Genomic DNA, 21,669 nt, shown 5'->3' with positions numbered 1-21,669 from the left:
TCCGCGTACGAGTCCGAGGGCGACGGTCCCCCGGGCGGTTCCCGGGAAGGCGGGGTCTCCTCGCAGGCCCGGCCGCGCAGCGGACACGGAGCGGTGCGGACCCGGCGTGATCCTGAGCGCGCCGCCGTCGGGGGACAGGGCCCGCCGCGCCGGACGATCCCGGCGGAGGGGGTTCCGCGGCCGGGTCAACACGGCGGGCCGGTCTTCACCCTCGCTGACCGCACCTGCCGGATGTGGGAGGGGTGGCGTAGGGCACAATTCGCTGACGTCGCAAGGAAGTTGTTCCCGTGCGGGGGCGGCCGGGACCCGGGCAGGATCCGAGAGGCCGTCGGGCGTGCGAGGACGGCACCGGGACGGGTGCCGGTTCGGACGCCGGACGGCACCGGACGGACACCGCGATGCGGTGTCATGCCGGCGACCGGCGACCGGCGGTCGTCGACGGCGACGGCGACGGTGTCGCTGGTGCTGGTGCTGGTGCTGGTGCTGGTGCTGGTGTTGGTGTCGGCGTGGATCGGTGCCGGTGCCGGTGCCGGTGCCGGACGGTTGCGATGCCGGGATGGATACGTACGGTTCGGGTTCGTGGGAAAGGGCGGGCGTCGGGCGTGGCGGTGCGGGAGGCGAGAGAGGGCGGCGCGGACGCGGCCGCGCACGGGGGCGGCTGTGCCTGCGGGGACTGCCCGCACGGGGCACGTGAGGGACACCGGCGGGCGGTTGCCGCGTTCCTGTCGAAGCGCGACGAGTTCGCCGCCGGGCACGGCCTGCCGGCCGCCGTGGCCCATTCGGCCTCGGCCTCCCGCCAGTGGATCTCCGAGGAGCTGACACAGGCCGCGGAACTCGTCGCCGAACGAGGTCGCGCCGAGGGCCGGGCATGGCTGGCGGGCCTGTGGCGGCGTACGGCGTGCGCGGTGTGGGCGGCGGTGGTGGTGCTGCTCCTGGCCCAGGCGCTCACCGCGATCGGCGCGGGCTGGTCCGCCGCGCGCACCGCCGGGCTGCTGGCGGCGCTGGTGGTGGCCGGGGCGCTGACGGCGGCGTCGTGGTTCCACCGGGCGCGGGGTGGCGCGCTGGCGCCCGTCATCGGCGAGGACAACCGTCTGTCCACGTCGCGTGCCGTGGCCGGGGCGTGGGTGCTGTTCGTCGCCTATGCGGTGCTGGTACTGGTCGGGCAGCTGGCGGTGGCCTCACGGCACGGTGCGCGCGACGCGCTGATCTCCGGGCTCGAACTCGCCCGGGGCGCCGGTGTGGTGACCGTGCTCGCCGTGGTGTGCGGGATCGCCGTGCTGGTGCGGCGGGTGGTCGGGGTGCGGGTGCTCGGGCAACGGCTGCAGAAGGTACGGGCGGACCGGCCGCGGGCCGCGGACCTGCTCACGGACGACGCGGGGCGGGGCGCCTTCGCCGACATCCAGTACGTCGTGATCAGCGCGGTGGCGCTGGTGTTCGCCGCGGTGCGGCTGGCCCGGCGACCGGACCAGTTGCCGGATCTGCCGTGGGGACTGGCGGTGGTGGTGCTGGTGTCCGCGATGACGTACCTGGCCGGGAAGTACGCGGAGGGGGGCCGTCCGGTGATCCTCTCCGTGGTGCGGGCGCGGGAGGCCGGTGACCTGGACGCACCGATCCGTACCGGGGACGACATCGAGATCCGGGGGGCCGGGTTCGTGCCGCCGGGGGCGCAGCGGGCGGACCGGTTGTCGCGGATGGTCGTCCGTATCGGCGCGGTGCACGTCCATGTGCCGTTGGTGCCGGTGACCGGAGGGTTCAGCAACCCGACGGACGCGTTGCTGACCGTGCCGGTGCCGGCGGATGTGGAGCCGGGACGGGTGGAGGTGCAGGTGGTCACCGCGGCGGGGGCGGAGACGAACAAGTACGTGATCGACGTGACCGAGTGACGGGCGCGGGGGCCACCGGCGGGTGGCCGCGTGTGTCCGGTGGTGGGTGGGGGACGCGTGACGTGCCGGGGCGGGTGCGGCTGCGGTGTGGAACGTGGTCGGCCCTCCGGGCGCGGCCCGTCCCCCGGGCCGTCCTTCGGCCCGTTGACGAGGAAGTCGTTCCGGCCATTGCCGGGCCGCGGCCGATGAAGGGCGGCCGGTTCTGGAATGAGCGGGCTGACCTTGGTGTACGTATCGTCTGATGGAGGGTTCGGTACGTGGGGCGAGAGGTGGCTGACGGCGTTGACTCACGGTATGCGTACGGACACGCGCACGTCCCCTCTCGGCGGCGACCGGGACCGGCGGGACACCGCCACCCGTTACGCCCTCCTTCCGCTGCGTGTCTTTCTGGGCGTCACTTTCCTCTACGCCGGCCTGGACAAGCTCACCGACAGCGCCTTCCTGGCGGAGGCCGGCGCCGGGTCCATCGGCGACATGATGCGCACCGTCCGTGACTCCTCCGCCCTTCCGGCCCTGGTCGACCTGGCCCTGGAAAACCCCGTCGGTTTCGGCTACGCCATCGCCCTCGGTGAACTGGCCGTCGGCATCGGCACCCTGCTCGGTCTGTTCACCCGCCTGGCGGCACTCGGCGGTGCGTTGATCTCGCTCAGCCTGTGGCTGACCGTGAGCTGGGCCTCCGACCCGTACTACTACGGCAACGACCTCGCCTACCTGATGGCCTGGCTGCCCCTCGTCCTCGCGGGCGCGCCCCTGCTCTCCCTGGATGCCGCGCTGCGGGCGCGACGGCGGCAGCGGGCCGGAGGGCACCGGTAGGCCGGCCGGGTCGTCAGGTCGGCGCGTCGGCGTCGGCTTCGGGCCGGCCGGCGGCCCGGCCGGCCGTCCTGCGGCGCCGGTGCACGCCCCGCGCCAGCAGTCCGGTCACGGCTGCCAGACAGAGCCCGCCCGTGACGACGGGTATCACCACGAACCAGGGCGTCTCCCAGGCGCCACCCGCGTCACCGGCGTAGATGACGCCGGCCAGGGTCAGGAAAGCGCCGGCGACCAGCCTTCCGGGCTGGAACTCATGACGCAGCACGGCGCACCTCCGCCTGTCCCACACCGACCTGGAGATCGAGGTCGACCGTGCCGGTGCTCCTGACGCCGGCCGACGGCGACAGGGTCACCTCCTCGTGCTTGCCCGGAGCCACGTCCACGTCCCTCTCGTCGTCGCCCGGCAACTGGATGTCGCCCATGCCCACGTCGACGCTGAGCCGCACGGTCACCTCCGGCGGGACGACGACCCGTATGCGGCCCATCCCCACGTCCGCCCGTGTGCTCACCGTCTGCCCCTCGGCCAGCCGCAGCCGGGACAGGTCCAGCGTGCCGGCGCCGGTGCCGAGGTCGTACGCGGGCCGTACGCTCGCCGCCGCGGCCGGCTTCCAGGTCGTGCGCGTCCACTGTGTGCCGATGTCCTCGGGCAGGACGGCCGAGCCGGCGAGCAGGGCCGCCGTGACAACCGCCAGGAACACCGACCCGGCACCCGTGCGCCCCAGGAACGCGCTGACCGCTATGCCCAGGCCGAAGACGACGAGCGCGCAGGACAGGCCGGTCTGCAGGCTGATGCCGAGCGGACGCTCCTGCCAGGTCAGACGGGTGCCGAGGGCGCCGGCGAGCAGGGCGAGCAGGAACACCCAGCCGCCGATCCAGCGCGGGCCGCGCGGCCTCGGCGGCCGGGACCACCGGGCGCGGAGGCCCTCGCCGCTGCCGTACGCGCCGAGGCCGATGGTGACGGCGGCCGAGACGTCCCGGTCGCGGGAGTCGAGGGGGCCCCACAGATATCCCGTGCCGCCGACGTGCGTGCCGTCCTTGACGATGGGATCGCGCCACCAGGAGGGGGCGGCGGCGACCGGGGGCGCCTGGGGCTCCGGCGGGGCGTCGGCGACGGCCTGGGCGGCGAGCGGGTCGGGGCCGGGCGCGCCGCGGTGCCGCGACCAGTAACCGGCGCCCGCGAGCAGCAGAGACAGGACGACGGCGAAGGTCAGTACTCCGCCGTTGTTCAGCATCGTCAGGAACACCCCGCACCCCACCAGCGCGAACAGCACGGCGGCGAGGGCTTGGCCGTCGACGCGGCCGGTCAGGAGCTTGCGCACCTCGTTCTCGTCCTCGTCGTCGTACGGGACGAGGAGCCAGGCGAAGCCGTAGAAGATGAGGCCGACGCCGCCGGTCGCGGAGAGCACCGCGAGGGTGATCCGGAAGATCACCGGGTCCATGTCGCACTGCCGTCCGAGTCCGGCGCAGACTCCCGCCAGCATCTTGTACCGGTGATCGCGGCGGAACCCGGGGGGAGGGCCGGGGGCGCCGACGGTTCCGTCGGGCGACGGGCCGGGGGGCGGAGGGGCCGCGCCTCCGGCGTGCTCCGCGGCGCCCGTCCGCGTACCGCCCTGCGGGGCCTGGCCGTTCCCCGGCGGCGCCTCCCCTTCCCCTCGTGCGCCCGTGTGCCCGTGCGCGCGGGAGCCGCGGCCCGGGCCGGACGAGGCGCCGGCGCCGGGCCGCGCATCCGCGGCGGGCGCGGCATCCTGCGGCCCGGCGCCCGGTGCGGGGCGCGGGCCGGAGCCGGGTCCCGGACCCGTCGCGGCGTGCTCGTGATCTGTCATGTGTCCATGGTGACGGGCGGGCCGCCGCGGCGGCAGCCGCCGCGACCCTGGCCGGACCCTGAAATCTCCCCTGATCCGGGACCGGGGAAGCGTTCGACGGAGCGGCCCGCCGAAGATCAGGGGAGTCTCGGGGGACGACCCTGATGCCCGGACCCTCCCGCCGTGTGACCATCGTTGGCATGCCGGAAGCCGCAGCAGCGCCACTCGTCGAACCGCGGCCGCCGCGCAAGCTCTACCGCAGCAGTGACGGACGCTGGCTCGGGGGCGTGGCGCGGGGGCTCGCCGGGCATCTCGGGCTGCCCGTCGTCTGGGTACGGCTCGTGTTCGTCGGCCTGTTCATGGCCGACGGCCTCGGCGCGCTGCTGTACGCCGCGTTCTGGTTCTTCGTGCCGCTCGGCGTCGGCGGCGTCGACGCGCAGCGGGCGCCGTCCCTGGTCGCCGCCGGGACCCCGCCGGACGGCCGCCGCAGACTCGTCGCCCGCAAACCCGACAAGGGGCAGATCGTCGCCCTGCTCCTCATGGTCGTCGTGGCCATGGTCTTCGTGGGCAACGTCGACCTCGGCACCGGCGCCCAGGCCTACCTGTGGCCGGCCGTGCTCGTCGGCGCGGGCGTCGCCCTGGTCTGGCGGCAGGCGGACAACGCCCGCCGGGCCCGCTGGGTCGAGGTCGGCAGCCGCCGGCGCACGGTCACGCTGCTGCGCACCGTGGCCGGCGTGCTGCTGGTGACCGCCGGCGTCACCGGCATCTTCGTCCTGCAGGGCTCCGCCGCCCACCTCGGCTCCGTCCTGCAGGCCGCCCTCGCGGTCCTCGTCGGCATAACGCTCCTCGCCGGCCCCTACCTCGTGCGGATGACGCAGGACCTGTCCGAGGAGCGCCTGATGCGCATCCGCGCCCAGGAGCGCGCGGAGGTCGCCGCCCACGTCCACGACTCGGTGCTGCACACCCTGACCCTGATCCAGCGCAACGCGGAGAACCCGAACGAGGTGCGCCGTCTCGCCCGCGCCCAGGAACGCGACCTGCGCACCTGGCTGTACAAACCGGAGGGCAACGGAAAGGACGAGGCCGAGGAGCCCACCACCCTCGCCGAGGCCGTGCGGCGCAACGCCGCCGAGGTCGAGGACAAGCACGGCGTCCCGATGGAGGTGGTCGTCGTCGGCGACTGCCCGCTCGACGAGAGGATCGGCGCACAGATGCAGGCCGCGCGCGAAGCGATGGTGAACGCCGCCAAGTACGGTGGCGAGGGCGGCGCCGTGCAGGTCTACGCCGAGGCCGAGGGAAGGAAGGTCTTCGTGTCCGTCCGGGACCGCGGCCCCGGCTTCGACCTCGACTCGATACCCGCCGATCGGATGGGAGTCAGGCAATCGATCGTCGGCCGCATGGAACGCAACGGCGGTACGGCGCGGCTGCGCGCGGTGCCCGGCGGCGGCACGGAGGTCGAGCTGGAGATGGAGAGGGCGGAGACGTCATGAGCGACCCGACCGAGACGAACGGCAGGGCGGGGACGGCGGGGGCGGCCGAGTCCGCGGCGCCGGCCGGGAGCGGCGCGGGCCGGCGCCAGGTGCGCGTGGTCCTCGTCGACGACCACCGCATGTTCCGTACGGGCGTGCAGGCCGAGATCGGACAGACCGAGCAGACCGGTGTCGAGGTCGTCGGGGAGGCCGCCGACGTCGACCAGGCGGTGGCGGTCATCACCGCGACCCGGCCCGAGGTGGTCCTGCTGGACGTGCACCTGCCGGGCGGCGGCGGCGTCGAAGTGCTGCGCCGCTGCGCCGCGCTGACGGCCGACACCGAGCGGCCCGTCCGCTTCCTCGCCCTGTCCGTGTCGGACGCGGCGGAGGACGTGATCGGCGTCATCCGCGGCGGCGCCCGCGGCTACGTCACCAAGACGATCACGGGCGCGGACCTGATCGATTCGATCTTCCGCGTGCAGGAGGGCGACGCGGTCTTCTCGCCCCGCCTGGCCGGCTTCGTCCTCGACGCCTTCGCCTCCACCGACGCCCCGCCCGTCGACGAGGACCTCGACCGCCTCACCCAGCGCGAGCGCGAGGTCCTCCGCCTCATCGCCCGCGGCTACGCCTACAAGGAGATAGCCAAGCAGCTGTTCATCTCCGTGAAGACGGTCGAGTCCCACGTCTCGGCGGTGCTGCGCAAGCTCCAGCTGTCCAACCGGCACGAGCTGACCCGGTGGGCGACGGCTCGGCGCCTGGTGTGAGCCGGGAGGGCGGCGCTCCTCGCCGCGGGACGCCGCCCTCGTTCCTCACACCACCCGCGTGGCCCCCGCGAACGGCATCTCGCTGATCGGGGCCACCCGCACCGGCGCCGACGGGCGGGGGGCGTGGATCATCCGGCCGTTGCCGACGTACAGGCCCACGTGGCTGACACCGGAATAGAAGAAGACCAGATCGCCGGGGAGGAGCTGGGAGCGGGAGACACGGCGGCCCGCGCCGATCTGCGCGTAGCTCGTGCGGGGGAGGGAGACGCCCGCGGAGCGGTACGCGGCCTGGACGAGTCCCGAGCAGTCGAAGGCGTCCGGACCGGTGGCGCCCCAGACGTAGGGACTGCCGAGCTTCCGGTAGGCGTACGAGACGGCGGCCGCGGCACGGGAGTTGGGCGCCCGCACGGGACCGGGTGCGGCCGGGGCCTCCCGTACGTCCGGCGAGGTGCGCGTCGCGTGGCCGGTGCCGCCGGCGAGCGGTGCGCGTTCCTCCGGCGTCAGCCGGGACAGCAGACGGCGGGCCGTGCCCAGCTTGCCGGTGACCGTGGCGCGGTGCCGCTTCAGCTCCGCCTGCCGCGACTTCAGGGCGGCCAGCTCGATGCGCGCCGCCCCGCGCAACTGCTCGATCTCCCGGAGCTGTTCGCGGACGCGGGCGACGGCCGCGGCCTGCCGGCTGCCCGCCCGCTCGACGAACTCCGCCCCTTCCAGGTACCGGTCGGGATCCGCGGAGAGCGCGAGGTGCAGTGCGGGGTCGAGTCCGCCGCTGCGGTACTGCGCCGCCGCGGCCGAACCCAGCGCCTGGCGGGCCGAGTAGAGCCGGTCCTCCTTGCGGGCCGCCCGGTCCTGCAGGCTCTCCAGCCGCTGCTCGGCCGCCTCCGCCTGCTCCTTGGCGCCGTTGTACTTCTCGGTGGCGGCCTCCGCCTCCTGGTACAGCTCGCCCACCTTGGCCCTGACCTGCTCCGGCGTCGGCCGGGGCTCGGCGTGTCCGGTCCCGTCGAGGACCGTCGCGGCCGCCGCGCCGGCGAGGGCGACGGTGGCGGCCGTGCGGACTCTGCCGCCGCCCAGGAGGCGTTGTCGGGGCTTGCGGTGCGCTGCCACCGGGGTTCCACGTCCTTTCGTACGGCCGCCAAGCCCGTGCCGCGGCCGCCCGGGGACCGGGCGGACGACCGGGTCGCGCGTCCGGCGGCGGTCCGCACGGGGGAGCGGACCGCCGCCGGACCTCCTCGGCGGCGGCGCCGGCTGCCGCCCCGGGCGGGGCGGCGGTGGGGAGCCGGTCACCTGCTGGAGGACGCTAAGCCTGGCCGGACGGGCCCGGTGACGGGATGTACGGAACTGTCGGGAGCGGACCGGCAGTTGATCGTATGCGCCCGCCCTCGCTCTCTGTGTTCGCGTTGTTTACCCAGTGTGATGATCGGTGTGTCGGACGGGGTGGGGGACACCAGCGGGCGCCGTGAGGTGCGTACGGGCGGACCCCGCCGGGGCGGACCCCGCCGGGGCGGGCCCCGCCGGGGCGGGCCCCGCCGGGGCGGGGACGGAGCGGGCCGGTGTCGGGCGGCCCGGGGGCCCCTGGCTAGGCTCCGGCCCCATGGACGTACTCATCCACCTCTTCGTCGGTCTGCACATCATCGGCATCGCGGCGCTCCTGGGCGGTTTCCTGACCCAGATGAAGGCGATGGGCGAGGGCACCGCCCGCTTCGGCCCGGCGATGCTGCACGGTGCGCTGACGATGCTGGTCACCGGAGTGATCCTGGTCGGCCTCAACCAGGCCGACGACCAGTCCGTCGACAACATCAAGATCGGCGTGAAGCTGGCGCTGTTGATCGTGATCCTCGGCCTCGTCTACGTGAAGCGGGACGAGGAGAAGGTGGACAAGGGCCTCTTCGGCCTGGTGGGACTCCTCACCACCGTGAACGTCTTCATCGCGGTGCTCTGGACCTGAGCCCGTCCGGAGCCGCCCGGCCCCGGGGCCACGGGCCCGGGCCGGGCGCGTGCGCGGCGTGTGCCGCGCACGCGCGGGACGGGTTCCGGGGCGGCCCCGCCCGTCAGGCCGGCCGTACCACGCTGTGGATCGACGACTCGCCGTCGTAGTAGACCGACTCCTTTCGGACGTACGCGCCGGGCTTCGGGGCGTGGATCATCATGCCGTCGCCGATGTAGAGGCCGACATGGGTGACGTCGTCGTAGAAGAACACCAGGTCACCGGGGCGGGCCTGGGAAAGGGGGACCGTCGTGCCCGCGTTCACCTGGTCGTAGGTGGTGCGGGGCAGGGTGACCCCGGCGGCCTTCCAGGCGGCCTGGGTGAGACCGGAGCAGTCGTAGGACCCGGGGCCGGTGGCGCCCCAGACGTACGGCTTGCCGATCTGGGCGCGGGCGAAGGCGAGCGCCTTCCCGGCCTTCGTGCCGTAGGAGGAGTCCGACGCCGACGGCGCCGGGGAGGACGACGAGGGCGACGACGCGCTCGACCCGGAGTCCGACGAGGCGCTCTCCTGCCGCCGGGCGGCCTCCTGCCGCTGCCGCTCCCGGGCCTGCCGCTCGGCGAGTTCCGCGGCCTTGCGGGTGGCCTCCTCCTGCTTGCGCCTCTCGATCGCCGCGAGCCGCGCCTTCTCCTCGGCGGTCAGCTCCGACAGCAGGTCACGCGCGTCGGCGAGCTTCTTCTGGACGGTGGCCTTGGCCGTCTTCAGGTCGTTCTGCGCGTCGGTGAGCGTCTCGAGGCTGTCGGTGGCTTCCTGACGCTTCCGCATCGTCTCCGACTGCTGCGTGAAGTAGTCGTCGACCGCTTCCTTCTGCCGGCCGGTGAGCCGGCTCATCAGCTGCTTCTGGTCGAAGTAGTCCTGCGGGGAGTCCGCGAGCAGGAAGGTCGCGGTGTCCGGGACGGAGGCGCCGGTGCGGTACTGGGCGGCGGCGTAGGAGCCCAGCTCCTCGCGTGCCTCGTTGAGGTTCTGGGTGCGCCGGGCGACGTCGTCGAGGAGGGCGTCGACGCGCTTGCGCTGCTCGGCGGTCCTCTCCTTGGCCGCGTTGTACTTGTCGGTCGCCGACTCCGCCTGGCGGTACAGGTCGTCGACCTTCTTCTCGACCTCTTGGAGACTCGGCCTGTCGTCCGAGGGGGCGGCGTTGGCCGTCTGGGAGAGCAGGGCCACGGAGGTGAGGGCCGCCGTGGCGAGGGCGGGGGTCCGTATGCCTGCTGCGCGCGTACCCGTGGTGCGCGGTTTGCGGTGCGACGCCAAGGGCGGCGACTCCTTCCGTGCTCCGCCTGCCGGGCCGGCTGCCGGGTTCGGGCGGGTGGTCCGGCAGGCTGCCCCACGGCCCCGCCCCGCGGGGCGGAGCGGGCCGGTTCACCCCGGGTTCTCGGTCGGGTCCCCGGCTCGGCCGCCGTGCGGGCGCGCCGGACTCGGCGGAGGCCGCGCGACCCGGCGACGTTCGCCGGTGGGGGTCGTACGGCCCGCCCGCACGGTAGCCAACCCGTGTGGCCGCTGTGAAGGTCGGCGGACGATATGCCCGATACATTTTCGTGACCTTCGCCCGGGGGCCGCGCAGGGTGAGCCGCCGGGCGCGGTCCGTGAGGCACGGACCGGGCGGCGGCTCCCGTACGGGACGTGCGTCCGCGCGCCGTGCCGGGCGGCGGCGGTCGCGGCCGGTGCGGCCGCGCTTGCGGAACGTGGCCGGACTCCGGGCGTCCGGGCGGGCTCCGAGCCGGCCGGACCCGCGCGGACGCGGCCCGGCGGGGCCCGTTCCGCGGGGATGTTCCCGGGCGGGCAGCGGGCTGTCGGTGGGGAGCCCTAGACTCGGAGAGCGATGAGCAGCCTCTTTGACGACAGCTTCCTGGCGGACCTCCAGGCCTCCCCCGGCCCTGCGGAGGAGCCCCCGCCGCCGCCCGAGGACGATCACGTACCGGAGCCGATTCCGGACGATCTGTTCGGCGGGAAGTTCGACGCGCCGCCGGACCGGGACGCCTACTACCGGGACGGCGCCCCGCGCCCGGTGGTGGACCCCGCCGCGCTCCTGGAGGGGCTGAACGACAACCAGCGCGCCGCCGTCGTGCACGCCGGCTCCCCGCTGCTCATCGTGGCCGGCGCCGGCTCCGGCAAGACCCGCGTGCTCACCCACCGCATCGCCCACCTGCTGGCTGAGCGGGGCGTCCACCCGGGCCAGATCCTCGCGATCACCTTCACCAACAAGGCCGCCGGCGAGATGAAGGAGCGGGTCGAGCAGCTCGTCGGCCCGCGCGCGCACGCGATGTGGGTGATGACCTTCCACAGCGCCTGCGTGCGGATCCTGCGGCGCGAGTCCAAGAAGCTCGGCTTCACCTCCTCGTTCTCGATCTACGACGCCGCCGACTCCAAGCGTCTGATGGCCCTGGTCTGCCGCGACCTGGACCTCGACCCCAAGCGGTTCCCGCCGAAGTCCTTCAGCGCCAAGATCAGCAACCTGAAGAACGAGCTGATCGACGAGGAGGACTTCGCCGCGCAGGCCGCCGACGGCTTCGAGAAGACCCTCGCCCAGGCCTACGCCCTGTACCAGTCGCGGCTGCGCGAGGCCAACGCCCTCGACTTCGACGACCTGATCATGACGACGGTCAACCTGCTCCGCGCGTTCCCGGACGTCGCCGAGCACTACCGCCGCCGCTTCCGCCACGTCCTGGTCGACGAGTACCAGGACACCAACCACGCCCAGTACGCCCTGGTGCGCGAGCTGGTGGGCCCCTCCGGCGAGGGCCAGGACCCCGCCGAGCTGTGCGTGGTGGGCGACGCCGACCAGTCGATCTACGCCTTCCGCGGCGCGACCATCCGCAACATCCTCCAGTTCGAGGAGGACTACCCGGACGCCACGACGATCCTGCTGGAGCAGAACTACCGCTCCACCCAGACGATCCTGAGCGCGGCCAACGCGGTCATCGAGCGCAACGAGTCCCGCCGCCCCAAGAACCTGTGGACCAACGCGGGCGCGGGCTCCCTGATCACCGGGTACGTCGCCGACACCGAGCACGACGAGGCGCAGTTCGTCGCCGACGAGATAGACCGCCTGACCGACGCGGGCGAGGCGAAGGCGGGCGACGTCGCCGTCTTCTACCGCACCAACGCCCAGTCCCGGGTCTTCGAAGAGGTCTTCATCCGCGTCGGGCTGCCCTACAAGGTCGTCGGCGGCGTCCGCTTCTACGAGCGCAAGGAGGTCCGGGACGTCCTGGCCTACCTGCGGGTGCTGGCCAACCCGGAGGACTCCGTGCCCCTGCGGCGCATCCTCAACGTCCCCAAGCGGGGCATCGGCGACCGCGCGGAAGCCATGATCGACGCCCTCGCCCAGCGCGAGAGGATCAGCTTCCCGCAGGCGCTCAAGCGCGTCGACGAGGCGTACGGCATGGCCGCGCGCTCCGCGAACGCGGTCAAGCGGTTCAACGCGCTGATGGAGGAGCTGCGCACGGTCGTCGAGTCCGGCGCGGGACCGGCGACCGTGCTGGAGGCGGTGCTGGAGCGCACCGGCTACCTCGCCGAGCTGCAGGCCTCCACCGACCCGCAGGACGAGACGCGGATCGAGAACCTGCAGGAACTCGCCGCCGTGGCCCTGGAGTTCGAGCAGGCCCGCGGCGAGGACGACCCGGGCACCCTCGCCGAGTTCCTGGAGCAGGTGGCCCTCGTCGCGGACTCCGACGAGATCCCCGACGAGGAGGGCGACGGCGTCATCACACTGATGACCCTGCACACCGCCAAGGGCCTGGAGTTCCCGGTCGTCTTCCTGACCGGCATGGAGGACGGCGTCTTCCCGCACCTGCGCGCCCTCGGCCAGACCAAGGAGCTGGAGGAGGAGCGGCGCCTGGCGTACGTCGGCATCACGCGTGCGCGGGAGCGGCTGTATCTCACCCGGTCGACCATGCGCAGCGCGTGGGGGCAGCCGTCGTACAACCCGCCGTCGCGGTTCCTGGAGGAGATCCCGCCCGCGTACGTGAACTGGAGGCGGACCGGGGCCGGCGCCCCCGCGTCCTCCGGGCCGGTCCCGGGGGTGGCGGCCTCGCTGTCGTCGTCCCGGTCCCGCTCGTCGGCGTCGGGCGCGTCCGGGTTCGCCACCCGCCGCGCCGCGGAGAAGCCGGCGGTGGCGCTGGCGGTCGGGGACCGGGTGACCCACGACCAGTTCGGGCTGGGCACCGTGGTCGCGGTGAAGGGCACCGGCGCCAACGCCGAGGCGACGATCGACTTCGGCGACGCCAAGCCGAAGCGGCTGCTGCTGCGGTACGCGCCGGTGGAGAAGCTGTGACTGCGTGATCCGGTCCGCGAGGTGAGCCCCCGCCCGGGCGGTGGGGGCCTGCCGGGACGTTACGTCGGGTCCAGCCCGTGGCTGCGCAGCCACGCGAGCGGGTCGATCGTCGAGCCGCCCGCCGCCCGCACCTCGAAGTGCAGGTGGGGGCCGGTGGAGTTGCCGGAGTTGCCGGAGTACCCGATCGGCTGGCCGGCCTTCACGGCGGTGCCGGAGGGGACGATGTAGGTGGAGAGGTGGCAGTACCACGTCTCCGTGCCGTCCTTGGCGGTCACGATCATCATGTTGCCGTACGCGGTGTTGTACTGCGTGCGGACGACGCCGTCGGTCGCGGCCATCACGGTCGTGCCGTAGGAGACGGGGAAGTCGATGCCGGTGTGGATGGACATCCAGTTGATGCCGGACTGGCCGAAGTAGGCGCTCAGGCCGTGCTGGGCGACCGGCAGCGCGAACTTCGGGCGCAGCCGCTCCTTGCGGGCCGCCTCCGCCGCCGCCCGCTTCCTCTCCGCCTCCTGCTCGGCCTCGAGGTCGATGCGCTCCTGGGTCCGGCTGGCCCGGTCGGCGAAGTCGTCGACGCCCGCGGACAGGCTCTTCAGCTGGGTGTCCAGTTTGCTGTTGGCGGTGGACGGCTTCACCGGCTGCGCGTCCGAGGCGGCCGCCGACGTGTCCTTGCTGTCGTCGGTCAGGCCGCCCACGGAGGCGGCGGCGATGCCCGCCACGCCCATCACGCACGCCGAGGGCACGGCGACGGTCAGCAGCGCGGAACGCTTGGCGGGCGGACGGCGGCGGGAACGGCCGCTGCCCCGGGAAGCCGTGCGGGAGGGAGCCGGGGGCGTGACCTCCTCCTGGTCGTCGAGGAGGGGGGGCACGGCGGGCAGTTCGCCGGTGGCGGCCACCTCGTCGTCGTCCGGGGCCGGCCGGTCGTGCGAGGCGGCCTGCGCGCCGTAGGCGGCGTCCGGTTCGTCGTACGCGGCGGACTCCCCGTAGGGGCTCCGATCGCCCTGCTCGACCTGGTCGAGGACGGCGGTGGCGTGCTGGTCGGGGGAGTCGCCTATGGGGTGGTACTCGTCGGCCGACGGCGTGGTGCCGTCGGCCGTGCCGCCGGAGTTCCACTGCGTGGCGTCGTAGGCGCCGGTGTCGAAGGCCTGGGTGCCCCATTCCCATTGCTGGGTCTGGTCGGCCGGGTTGCCGGACTGGTCGGGCGGGAGCCAGGCGCCGGTGTCCCACTGGCCGGTGGCGTCGGGGCTCGTGGCCTGCGGCGGGATGACGGGGAGCGGCTGGTGCCCGGTCGTCCAGGCGGTCGTGTCGTAGGCGCCGGTGTCGTAGGCGGCGTGGTGATGGGCCGGGTACGCGTCGTGGTCCACGGCCTGGTGGGCGCCGGTGGACCACTGGCCGGTGTCGTACGCCCCGGTGTCCCGGTCCGGGAGGCTGCCGAAGAGCGGATCCGCCTCGAAGGTCCCCGTGGCGTGGCCGCCGGTGTCGAAAGCGGTGGCGCCGTAGCCGCCGTAGGTGGTGTCGCCGTACTGGGCCTCCTGGGTGCCGTACGACGCGTGATGCGCCGGGGCGGCGTCGGAAGCCGGGGCCGGGGTGGTCATGGTCCCCGACGGGTGACGGTCGTTCACCAACTTCTCTTTCGCCTCGACAACAGGGGCTGCCAGAGCAGTGCGGCGACTGTACCCGGCGGTACGCGGGCACGACAATCTTCCGCAGGTTTCGCACGCGCAGGAAACGGGCAATCGGCCGTGTTTCGGCGAACTGCGGACGAGAGTTTGGCCTTGTGTTCGAGGTTTGTTCGATCCGGGGTCACCGGTGTTCCGGCGACGCTCCGGCAGCGAGGCGGCGTGGAGGCGGCTGCGCGAGGTGGCGCGGAGGCGGCCGCGCGAGGTGGCCGGGGCGCTGTCCCGCTCGTTCCGCCGGCCGGCCGCCGGGTGATCGCCGGGCGGCTGTCAGGCGACCGTGAGGCCGTCGGCGTGGCCGGCGGACTCGGTTTCCGGCCCGGGCGTGTCGTCGAGGGCCCGGCGCACGCCCGCGGCGACGGCCGGGTGCACGGGCAGGGCGAGATGGCCGATCCCCGTCACCCGCACGTTCTGCGCGCTGAGGTCGGGGTGGTCGAGGCGGGCCGTCTCCAGCGGGTCCATCACGCGGTCCAGGTCGCTCCAGAAGCTCACGAAGTGCGTGCGGCAGCCGGGCGCGGGCCGGGCCAGCTCCTCGATCACCGGCGAGCCGGGGCGCATCTGGCGCACGATGGGGTGCGCGTTGGCCAGCGGCAGCACCCGGGTGCCGGCGTGCGGGGTGCCGAGGGTCACGAGGACCCGTACCCGCGCGTCACCGCCGAGTCGCTGTACGTAGTACCGCGCGATCAGACCGCCGAGGCTGTGCCCCACGACGTCGACCCGGTCGCTGCCCATGCGCTCGCAGATCTCCTCTATGTGCCGGCCGAGCAGCTCGGCGGCGGTGCGGATGTCGCAGGTCAACGGCGAGTAGTTGAGGGACTCGATCCGCTGCCTGCCGTGCTGGGCGAGGCTGCGGCGCAGCAGGACGAAGACCGAGCGGTTGTCTATGAAGCCGTGGATCAGGACGACCGGGGGCTTGGCCTGCGCGGGCAGGCGGGCGGTGCTGGGCGGATCCGGCGTGACCGACGGGGCCGCGGTGCTCTGCGTGCCCCATATGGCTGCCGTCTCTTCTATGACTCCTGCGTTCTCCGTGACTGCTGTTCCCTCTGCGACCCCCGTTTCCTTCACGGCGGGTGTGACGGGGGCGACCGGCGTGCCCAGTGAGGGGATCACGGGAACCGCCCGGCGCTCCGGGGTGAAACCGGAGGGATAGAGCAGCAGGTGCCCGGCGAGGATCGCGAGGTCCAGGGCGGTCGCCTTCAGGAGGGCCAGGGAGAGTCCCGTCAGCCTGCTCGGCAGGAGCCGCTGGCAGAGCGGAAGAACCGGCATGAGCGGAAGTGCTGCCCTGGTGACCTTCATGGCCGACCTCCTTGTCGGCACGCGGCGGGACGCCTCCGTCCCCGTGTGCCCTCCTGGAGCGTCGCGACACGGGATTTCGGCGATGTGTCTGAGAATCGCGTGAACTGAGCGGTGCGTGCGTCATGTGCGACGCCGGTGAGGGAAGGAGTTCCCGCCGGTGCGACGGCGAGGCGCTCCGATGCCGTGCCCTGTCAGCCCTGCGTGCCCTGTGACCTCGCCGAAGTGCCGCATCACCACGGAGCGCGGCCTCCCGCGCGGTGGTGCGGCGACCCCGTTGCGGCTCTCCTCGCGCCCGACTCCCCCGTGGTCCCGTGCCGCAGGAACGTGTGGCACGGGAGCCGCGGGAATCCGGAACGGTGCGCGGCGAACGTGTCCCACCGTGTGATTTCCCCCTCGGTCCGCACCGCGAAACTGCCGGTTGCGGGATGCTGGCGATAACGTTCGTTCACTTCCCCGGACGGCCGGGCATCCTCCCCGTACGGCCGGGTGCGGGGCGACCGCGCCGCGGTGGCGATCCGGTGCGGTGGACAGCGGGACACGCGGCACGCCGGCCGTGCCGCTCCGGCGCGGCGCGGGTGCGCGCGTGTCGCGCATCGCGCGTACGACGTGCTCGGGACGCGTCATGCGCGGCACGGGTGAGGTGTGCGGTACTTGTCGGTACGGATGGATGTAGTCGCTTCATGGAGGCAGTGATGGGTGTGGCAGCCGGTCCGATCCGCGTGGTGGTGGCCAAGCCGGGGCTCGACGGCCACGATCGCGGGGCCAAGGTGATCGCGCGGGCGCTGCGCGACGCCGGTATGGAGGTCATCTACACCGGGCTTCACCAGACACCCGAGCAGATCGTCGACACCGCGATCCAGGAGGACGCCGACGCGATCGGGCTCTCCATCCTCTCCGGCGCGCACAACACGCTCTTCGCGGCCGTGATCGACCTGCTCAAGGAGCGGGACGCGGAGGACATCCTGGTCTTCGGCGGCGGGATCATCCCCGAGGCGGACATCCCTCCGCTGAAGGAGAAGGGCGTCGCGGCGATCTTCACCCCCGGCGCGACGACGGCGTCGATCGTGGACTGGGTGCGGGCGAACGTACGGCAGCCGGCACAGGCGTAGCCGGCCCGCGCCGACGCGCGGGCCGGGGGCCGGCCGGGGCGCTGCCGGGGGCGCGTCCCCGTCCCCGGCTTCCCGCCGCCGGGGCGGGCACGACGGTGACCGGCACGGGGCGGCGCGGTACACGCCCGCCCGTGCCGGCGGGACGGGCACGCCCTACGCCGCCCTCAGCTCCTCGGCCATGGCCGCGCGCAGGCGCAGGGTGCCGACCAGGCGTTGGAAGGCCTCCGCCCAGTAGCCGCCGGCCCCCGGTGACGCGTCCTCCCGCTCCTCCGGTATCGCCAGCAGCGCGTCGAGGCGGCTCGCCTCGCACGGGTCGAGGCAGCGTTCGGCCAGGCCCATGACCCCGCTGAAGCTCCACGGGTAGCTTCCCGCGTCCCGCGCGATGTTCAGCGCGTCGACCACGGCACGCCCGAGCGGCGGGGCCCACGGCACGGCGCACACCCCCAGGAGCTGGAACGCCTCGGACAGTCCGTGCGTCGCGATGAACCCGGCCACCCATCCGGCCCGTTCGGCGGCGTCCAGCGTGCCGAGCAGCTTCGCCCGCTCCGCCAGGGACACCGCGCCCGGACCGCCGGCCTCGGGCGCCGTGGGCGCTCCGAGCAGCGCCCGCGCCCACCCGGCGTCCCGCTGCCGCACCGCCGCCCGGCACCACGCCGCGTGCAGCTCGCTCTGCCAGCCGTCCGCCACCGGCAGGGCGACGATCTCCTGAGGAGTGCGTCCGCCCAGCCGCCCGCACCAGGTGCCGAGCGGTGTCGCCTCCACCAGCTGGCTCAGCCACCAGGACCGCTCCCCCCGTCCGGTGGGGGGCTTCGGGACGACGCCGTCGCGCTCCATGCCCGCGTCGCACTCGTGCGGCGCCTCCACGAGGATCGTCGGCGTGTCCCGGGTGGGGTCGACGGCCACGCACGCGGCGGCCCGGGCCGCCATCCGCGCGGCGAGCGCCGAACCCGGCAGCGCCGACAGCAGCTCCGCCGCCGTCGCCCGGACGTTGCGGCTGCGGTCGGCCAGCGCCTGCTCCAGGAACGGCTCGTCCTCCGGGCCGAGCCCCGCCCGCAGCGAGTCGAGGAACATCAGCCGGTCCTCGGCCCGCTCCGTCGCCCAGGTCGAGGCGAGCAGCTCGCGGGCGGCGGCGGGTTCGCGGGCGCGCAGCGCCGACAGGAGGGCGACGCGCTCGGCGAAGAGGCCCTCCTGCCAGAGCCGGTGCACCCGCTCGGTGTCCTGCGGGCGCGGCAGGGCCGTGCCGCCGCCCGGGGTCGCGCGCAGGGCGAACCGCCAGTCCGGGTTCAGCCGGGCGAGCCACAGGGCGCGCGGACCGGCGAACGCCAGCGCCGCCGGACGCAGGTCGGTGCGCCCCCGCGCCGCGTCCAGCAGTGCGGGCAGGGCCTGCGGCGGTGCCGCGTAGCCGTGGGCGTTCGCCGCCGCGAGCCACTGGGGCAGCAGCTCCATCAGGTCCGGCGCCGTGCCCCGGCGGCCTCCGCCCGCCGCGCCGGGGCGGTCGGCCAGCAGCATCGCGAGCCTGCGGGCCGCCGCGGCCGGCAGCGGCGGGCGAGGGTCCTCGGGAGCCGGTTCCGGGCGCCGCGCCGCGCGGGCCGGCCGCAGTCCGGCCCGTCTGCGGACGGTCTCCACGGCCGCCGCGTCCAGCAGCGCGACCGGCGCCTCCCGTCCCGGCGCGCAACCCGGTGGCGTGCGCCGTTCCGTGCCGAGCAGCGCCGTGGTGACGAGTTCCTCCCAGGCGCCCGGCGCGGATGCGTCCGAGGGAGCGGAGGTCCTGCTCATACGGATTCCTTTCCGTCGGGTTCCGAACGCCTTCCCGCCGGCTGCCGGCCGGGGCCGCTCAGCACAGCGTCACCGCGTCGCCCGGCCCCTCCGGCCAGGCCGTCAGCGGGGTGAAGCCCCGGTGGCCGCACTCGCCGAAGACCCTGACCGGCGCGCCGCCCGAGAGGGCGGCGAGGCGCCACAGGCCCGGACGGGCCCGGGCGGCGGGGGTGAGCGGCAGCGCCGCGTCCTCGTCGGCGTCCGCCAGCTGCCAGGAATCGCCGTCCGGGGCCGGCACGACCCGGTCCAGGGTCACCGGGACCGACTCCAGCCACGGGTCGTCGCGCAGCGCCTCGCCGTAGCGGGCGGCCGCCTGCGACGTCGTCACGCCCGGCGGTCGTGTCGACGCCGGCGCGGGTGGCGCGAACTGTTCGCCCAGGGCCACCCGCTGCTGACCGGCGCCCGGGTAGGCGGACACCTCCGCGTCCAGGGCCAGCCCGACCGGCAGGGCCGGTTCCGGCGCGCGGCCGGCGGCGCCGTAGGAGAGGACCAGCACCGTGCGGCCCGACCCGGCGCCGTACAGCCATGTGCGGCGGGTCGTCAGGTGGGTGTCCGCCGTGTCGTACCGGGCGAGGACCAGCCAGCGGTCCCGCACCGGCGGGCCGTCCGGCGCGACGGGCAGGCCGACCCGTGAGCGGACCGTCGCCGCCAGGCCGTCCGGCAGCTCCTCGCGGCGCAGCCACCCCTGGTCGAGGAGGTGCAGCAGGGCGCACTCCTCCAGCAGCCGCACCGGCCAGCCGGGCCCGGACCCCGGGATCGCGCCCAGCTCCCGGACGCGCGCGGCCAGCCCGGGCGCCTGGGCGTCGACCATGCGGGCCGCCGTCTCCTCCCACAGCCCGTACCCCGCCTGCTCCGCGCCGGCCAGGCCGCCGCGGAGCAGGTCCGCCAGGCGCTGCTCCAGTTCCGTCGCCCCGGCCGTGACCAGCCGGGCCCGGCGCTCCGCCCTGCGCCGCGCCGCCTCCGGATCCCCCGGCCCGGACGCGGCCGCGGTCCGCTTCCCCTCCGTGCGCCCGCGCCGGCCCGCCAGCCACCGCCCGGCCCAGTCCGGGACCTGTCCCGGCGGCACCGCCCCGTCGCCGCCCGCCCAGAGCAGCAGCAGCCCGAGCGCGTGCTTGCACGGTGACTTCCGGCTCGGGCAACTGCACTGGTAGGCGGGCCCGGACGCGTCCGCGAGGTCGACGACCGTCTGATACGGCTCGCTGCCGCCGCCCTTGCACAGCCCCCACACCGCCCCCTCGCCGGAACTGCCCGTCCCGGACCACGGCCCGGCCGCGCCGAGCCTGCCTCCCGCTTTGCGCGACGCGTCGTCCGGTGCCAGTGCCAGCACCCGCTCCGCGGTCCAGCGCACCCCCTGCTGAGTCATGCCGCCGACGGTAGGTCCCGGCACTGACAATCGACCGCCCGAGCGGCTCCGCGATGGCCCCACCAGCGCGTTCAAGCAGGTCAGGGCGGATTGTCAGTGGTGTGGTGCACGGTGGACACCAGATCCGAACCGGCCGAGCTGGAGGGGGACTCAGCCATGCCTGTGCCCGTAGAACCGACGTCCGCCGATCCGAGCCGGAACGGGTCCGCGCCCGCGGACACCGGCGCGCCCGCCCCCGGAACCGCGGTCGCGGGCCCGCACCCGTCCGCGCCCGGGACCGAGGCCCTGCGCCCGCACGCCGAGGACGCCTTCGCCGGCGAGCTCGCCGCGCTGGCCGCGCAGGACGACCGCCCGCGTCCGGCCCGCTGGAGGCTGTCGCCCCGGGCCGTCGCGACGTACCTGCTCGGCGGCACCCTGCCGGACGGCACGGTGATCACGCCGAAGTACGTGGGTCCGCGCCGCATCGTCGAGGTCGCCGTCACCACGCTCGCCACCGACCGCGCCCTGCTGCTGCTCGGCGTGCCCGGCACCGCGAAGACCTGGGTGTCCGAGCACCTGGCCGCGGCGGTCAGCGGCGACTCCACGCTGCTGGTGCAGGGCACGGCCGGCACGCCGGAGGAAGCCGTCCGCTACGGCTGGAACTACGCGCGCCTCCTCGCCCACGGCCCGAGCCGCGACGCGCTCGTGCCCAGCCCGGTCATGCGGGCCATGGCCCAGGGCATGACGGCCCGCGTCGAGGAGCTGACCCGCATCCCGGCCGACGTGCAGGACACGCTGATCACGATCCTGTCCGAGAAGACGCTGCCGATACCGGAGCTGGGCCAGGAGGTCCAGGCGGTCCGCGGCTTCAACCTGATCGCCACGGCCAACGACCGCGACCGCGGGGTCAACGAGCTGTCCAGCGCCCTGCGCCGCCGCTTCAACACGGTCGTGCTGCCGCTGCCGGAGAGCCCCGAGGCCGAGGTCGACATCGTCGCGCGCCGCGTCGACCAGATCGGCCGCTCCCTCGACCTGCCGGCCGTGCCCGACGGCATCGACGAGATCCGCCGTGTCGTCACCGTCTTCCGCGAGCTGCGCGACGGGGTGACGACCGACGGGCGGACGAAGCTGAAGTCGCCCAGCGGCACTCTGTCGACGGCGGAGGCGATCTCCGTCGTCACCAGCGGTCTCGCGCTGGCCGCCCACTTCGGCGACGGCGTGCTGCGGCCCGGCGACGTCGCCGCGGGCGTCCTCGGCGCGGTCGTCCGGGACCCGGCGGCGGACCGGGTGATCTGGCAGGAGTACCTGGAGACGGTGGTCCGCGAGCGGGACGGCTGGACGGACTTCTACCGGGCCTGCCGGGAGGTGAGCGCATGAGCGACAACACCTCGATGTGGGGCGGCAGGCGCAGGGCGGAGACGGTGTCCGCCCCGGTGCCGGGGGACCGGGCGGCCGGA

16 protein-coding genes are annotated in these 21,669 nt (G+C 74.5%); 8 read left to right on the top strand and 8 right to left on the bottom strand.

Features of this window, described 5'->3' with window-relative positions:
• Positions 1-602 precede the first annotated feature (602 nt).
• Positions 603-1,883, top strand: a complete 1,281-nt coding sequence (locus tag ABD363_RS12835; RefSeq protein ID WP_344602716.1) for a hypothetical protein — start codon at positions 603-605, stop codon at positions 1,881-1,883.
• A 294-nt stretch (positions 1,884-2,177) separates the two neighbouring features.
• Positions 2,178-2,696 carry a DoxX family protein gene (locus tag ABD363_RS12830; protein ID WP_344602714.1) on the top strand — a complete coding sequence of 173 codons (519 nt, stop codon included), beginning with the start codon at positions 2,178-2,180 and terminating at the stop codon, positions 2,694-2,696.
• Between the two features lie 13 nt (positions 2,697-2,709).
• Here the strand turns inward: ABD363_RS12830 and ABD363_RS12825 are convergent, their stop codons facing one another.
• Positions 2,710-2,958, bottom strand: a complete 249-nt coding sequence (locus tag ABD363_RS12825; RefSeq protein WP_344602712.1) for a hypothetical protein — start codon at positions 2,956-2,958, stop codon at positions 2,710-2,712.
• The gene (locus ABD363_RS12820) at positions 2,945-4,516 is read right to left on the bottom strand and encodes a PspC domain-containing protein (protein ID WP_344602710.1); all 1,572 of its coding nucleotides are present in this window, start codon (positions 4,514-4,516) and stop codon (positions 2,945-2,947) included. The genes ABD363_RS12825 and ABD363_RS12820 overlap by 14 nt, the downstream gene beginning before the upstream one ends.
• 179 nt (positions 4,517-4,695) lie before the next feature.
• Here ABD363_RS12820 and ABD363_RS12815 point away from each other — a divergent pair, with 179 nt between their 5' ends.
• Positions 4,696-5,985 carry an ATP-binding protein gene (locus ABD363_RS12815; RefSeq protein WP_344602708.1) on the top strand — a complete coding sequence of 430 codons (1,290 nt, stop codon included), beginning with the start codon at positions 4,696-4,698 and terminating at the stop codon, positions 5,983-5,985.
• Entirely contained in the window at positions 5,982-6,728 is a 747-nt protein-coding gene (locus tag ABD363_RS12810; protein WP_344602707.1) for a LuxR C-terminal-related transcriptional regulator, read from the top strand. Before ABD363_RS12815 ends, ABD363_RS12810 begins: the two co-directional genes overlap by 4 nt.
• Positions 6,729-6,773: 45 nt before the next feature.
• Here the strand turns inward: ABD363_RS12810 and ABD363_RS12805 are convergent, their stop codons facing one another.
• Positions 6,774-7,829, bottom strand: coding sequence for a C40 family peptidase (locus tag ABD363_RS12805; RefSeq protein WP_344602705.1), 1,056 nt, complete (start codon positions 7,827-7,829; stop codon positions 6,774-6,776).
• Between the two features lie 487 nt (positions 7,830-8,316).
• Here ABD363_RS12805 and ABD363_RS12800 point away from each other — a divergent pair, with 487 nt between their 5' ends.
• Positions 8,317-8,670, top strand: a complete 354-nt coding sequence (locus ABD363_RS12800; RefSeq protein ID WP_344602703.1) for a hypothetical protein — start codon at positions 8,317-8,319, stop codon at positions 8,668-8,670.
• A 103-nt stretch (positions 8,671-8,773) separates the two neighbouring features.
• On the opposite strand, the gene ABD363_RS12795 is transcribed toward ABD363_RS12800, so the two are convergent.
• Positions 8,774-9,955, bottom strand: a complete 1,182-nt coding sequence (locus ABD363_RS12795; protein ID WP_344602701.1) for a C40 family peptidase — start codon at positions 9,953-9,955, stop codon at positions 8,774-8,776.
• A 568-nt stretch (positions 9,956-10,523) separates the two neighbouring features.
• On the opposite strand from ABD363_RS12795, the gene pcrA reads away from it, so the two are divergent.
• Positions 10,524-12,974 (top strand): DNA helicase PcrA, encoded by a 2,451-nt coding sequence (gene pcrA / locus ABD363_RS12790; RefSeq protein ID WP_344602699.1) that lies wholly within the window; start codon positions 10,524-10,526, stop codon positions 12,972-12,974.
• A 59-nt stretch (positions 12,975-13,033) separates the two neighbouring features.
• On the opposite strand, the gene ABD363_RS12785 is transcribed toward pcrA, so the two are convergent.
• Both ABD363_RS12785 and ABD363_RS12780 read right to left on the bottom strand, forming a co-directional pair.
• Positions 13,034-14,596 (bottom strand): M23 family metallopeptidase, encoded by a 1,563-nt coding sequence (locus ABD363_RS12785; protein WP_344602697.1) that lies wholly within the window; start codon positions 14,594-14,596, stop codon positions 13,034-13,036.
• 324 nt (positions 14,597-14,920) lie between these two features.
• A complete protein-coding gene (locus ABD363_RS12780; protein ID WP_344602695.1) occupies positions 14,921-15,946 on the bottom strand; it encodes an esterase/lipase family protein in 1,026 nt (341 codons plus the stop codon).
• Positions 15,947-16,638: 692 nt separating this feature from the next.
• Between ABD363_RS12780 and icmB the strand changes: the two genes are divergently transcribed.
• Complete coding sequence (gene icmB, locus ABD363_RS12775; protein ID WP_344602693.1) at positions 16,639-17,055, top strand: coenzyme B12-dependent isobutyryl CoA mutase small subunit; 417 nt, start codon at positions 16,639-16,641, stop codon at positions 17,053-17,055.
• A gap of 153 nt (positions 17,056-17,208) precedes the next feature.
• On the opposite strand, the gene ABD363_RS12770 is transcribed toward icmB, so the two are convergent.
• Together ABD363_RS12770 and ABD363_RS12765 are read right to left on the bottom strand one after the other, a co-directional pair.
• Positions 17,209-18,831 carry a DUF5691 domain-containing protein gene (locus ABD363_RS12770; protein WP_344602691.1) on the bottom strand — a complete coding sequence of 541 codons (1,623 nt, stop codon included), beginning with the start codon at positions 18,829-18,831 and terminating at the stop codon, positions 17,209-17,211.
• Between the two features lie 58 nt (positions 18,832-18,889).
• Complete coding sequence (locus ABD363_RS12765; RefSeq protein ID WP_344602689.1) at positions 18,890-20,233, bottom strand: SWIM zinc finger family protein; 1,344 nt, start codon at positions 20,231-20,233, stop codon at positions 18,890-18,892.
• Positions 20,234-20,389: 156 nt separating this feature from the next.
• Here ABD363_RS12765 and ABD363_RS12760 point away from each other — a divergent pair, with 156 nt between their 5' ends.
• Entirely contained in the window at positions 20,390-21,589 is a 1,200-nt protein-coding gene (locus ABD363_RS12760; protein WP_344602687.1) for an AAA family ATPase, read from the top strand.
• Positions 21,590-21,669: the final 80 nt, after the last annotated feature.

Origin of the sequence: Streptomyces glaucus (genome assembly GCF_039533365.1) — a bacterium.
GTDB lineage: Bacteria > Actinomycetota > Actinomycetes > Streptomycetales > Streptomycetaceae > Streptomyces > Streptomyces glaucus.
This window is presented reverse-complemented; position numbering and strand designations above follow the sequence as displayed.

Coding starts and splice junctions, on each gene's coding strand:
- ABD363_RS12760 (WP_344602687.1), top strand. CDS start 20,390: ATGCCTGTGCCCGTAGAACCGACGTCCGCCGATCCGAGCCGGAACGGG.
- icmB (WP_344602693.1), top strand. CDS start 16,639: ATGGGTGTGGCAGCCGGTCCGATCCGCGTGGTGGTGGCCAAGCCGGGG.
- ABD363_RS12830 (WP_344602714.1), top strand. CDS start 2,178: ATGCGTACGGACACGCGCACGTCCCCTCTCGGCGGCGACCGGGACCGG.
- pcrA (WP_344602699.1), top strand. CDS start 10,524: ATGAGCAGCCTCTTTGACGACAGCTTCCTGGCGGACCTCCAGGCCTCC.
- ABD363_RS12810 (WP_344602707.1), top strand. CDS start 5,982: ATGAGCGACCCGACCGAGACGAACGGCAGGGCGGGGACGGCGGGGGCG.
- ABD363_RS12800 (WP_344602703.1), top strand. CDS start 8,317: ATGGACGTACTCATCCACCTCTTCGTCGGTCTGCACATCATCGGCATC.
- ABD363_RS12770 (WP_344602691.1), bottom strand. CDS start 18,831: ATGAGCAGGACCTCCGCTCCCTCGGACGCATCCGCGCCGGGCGCCTGG.
- ABD363_RS12815 (WP_344602708.1), top strand. CDS start 4,696: ATGCCGGAAGCCGCAGCAGCGCCACTCGTCGAACCGCGGCCGCCGCGC.
- ABD363_RS12780 (WP_344602695.1), bottom strand. CDS start 15,946: ATGAAGGTCACCAGGGCAGCACTTCCGCTCATGCCGGTTCTTCCGCTC.
- ABD363_RS12765 (WP_344602689.1), bottom strand. CDS start 20,233: ATGACTCAGCAGGGGGTGCGCTGGACCGCGGAGCGGGTGCTGGCACTG.
- ABD363_RS12820 (WP_344602710.1), bottom strand. CDS start 4,516: ATGACAGATCACGAGCACGCCGCGACGGGTCCGGGACCCGGCTCCGGC.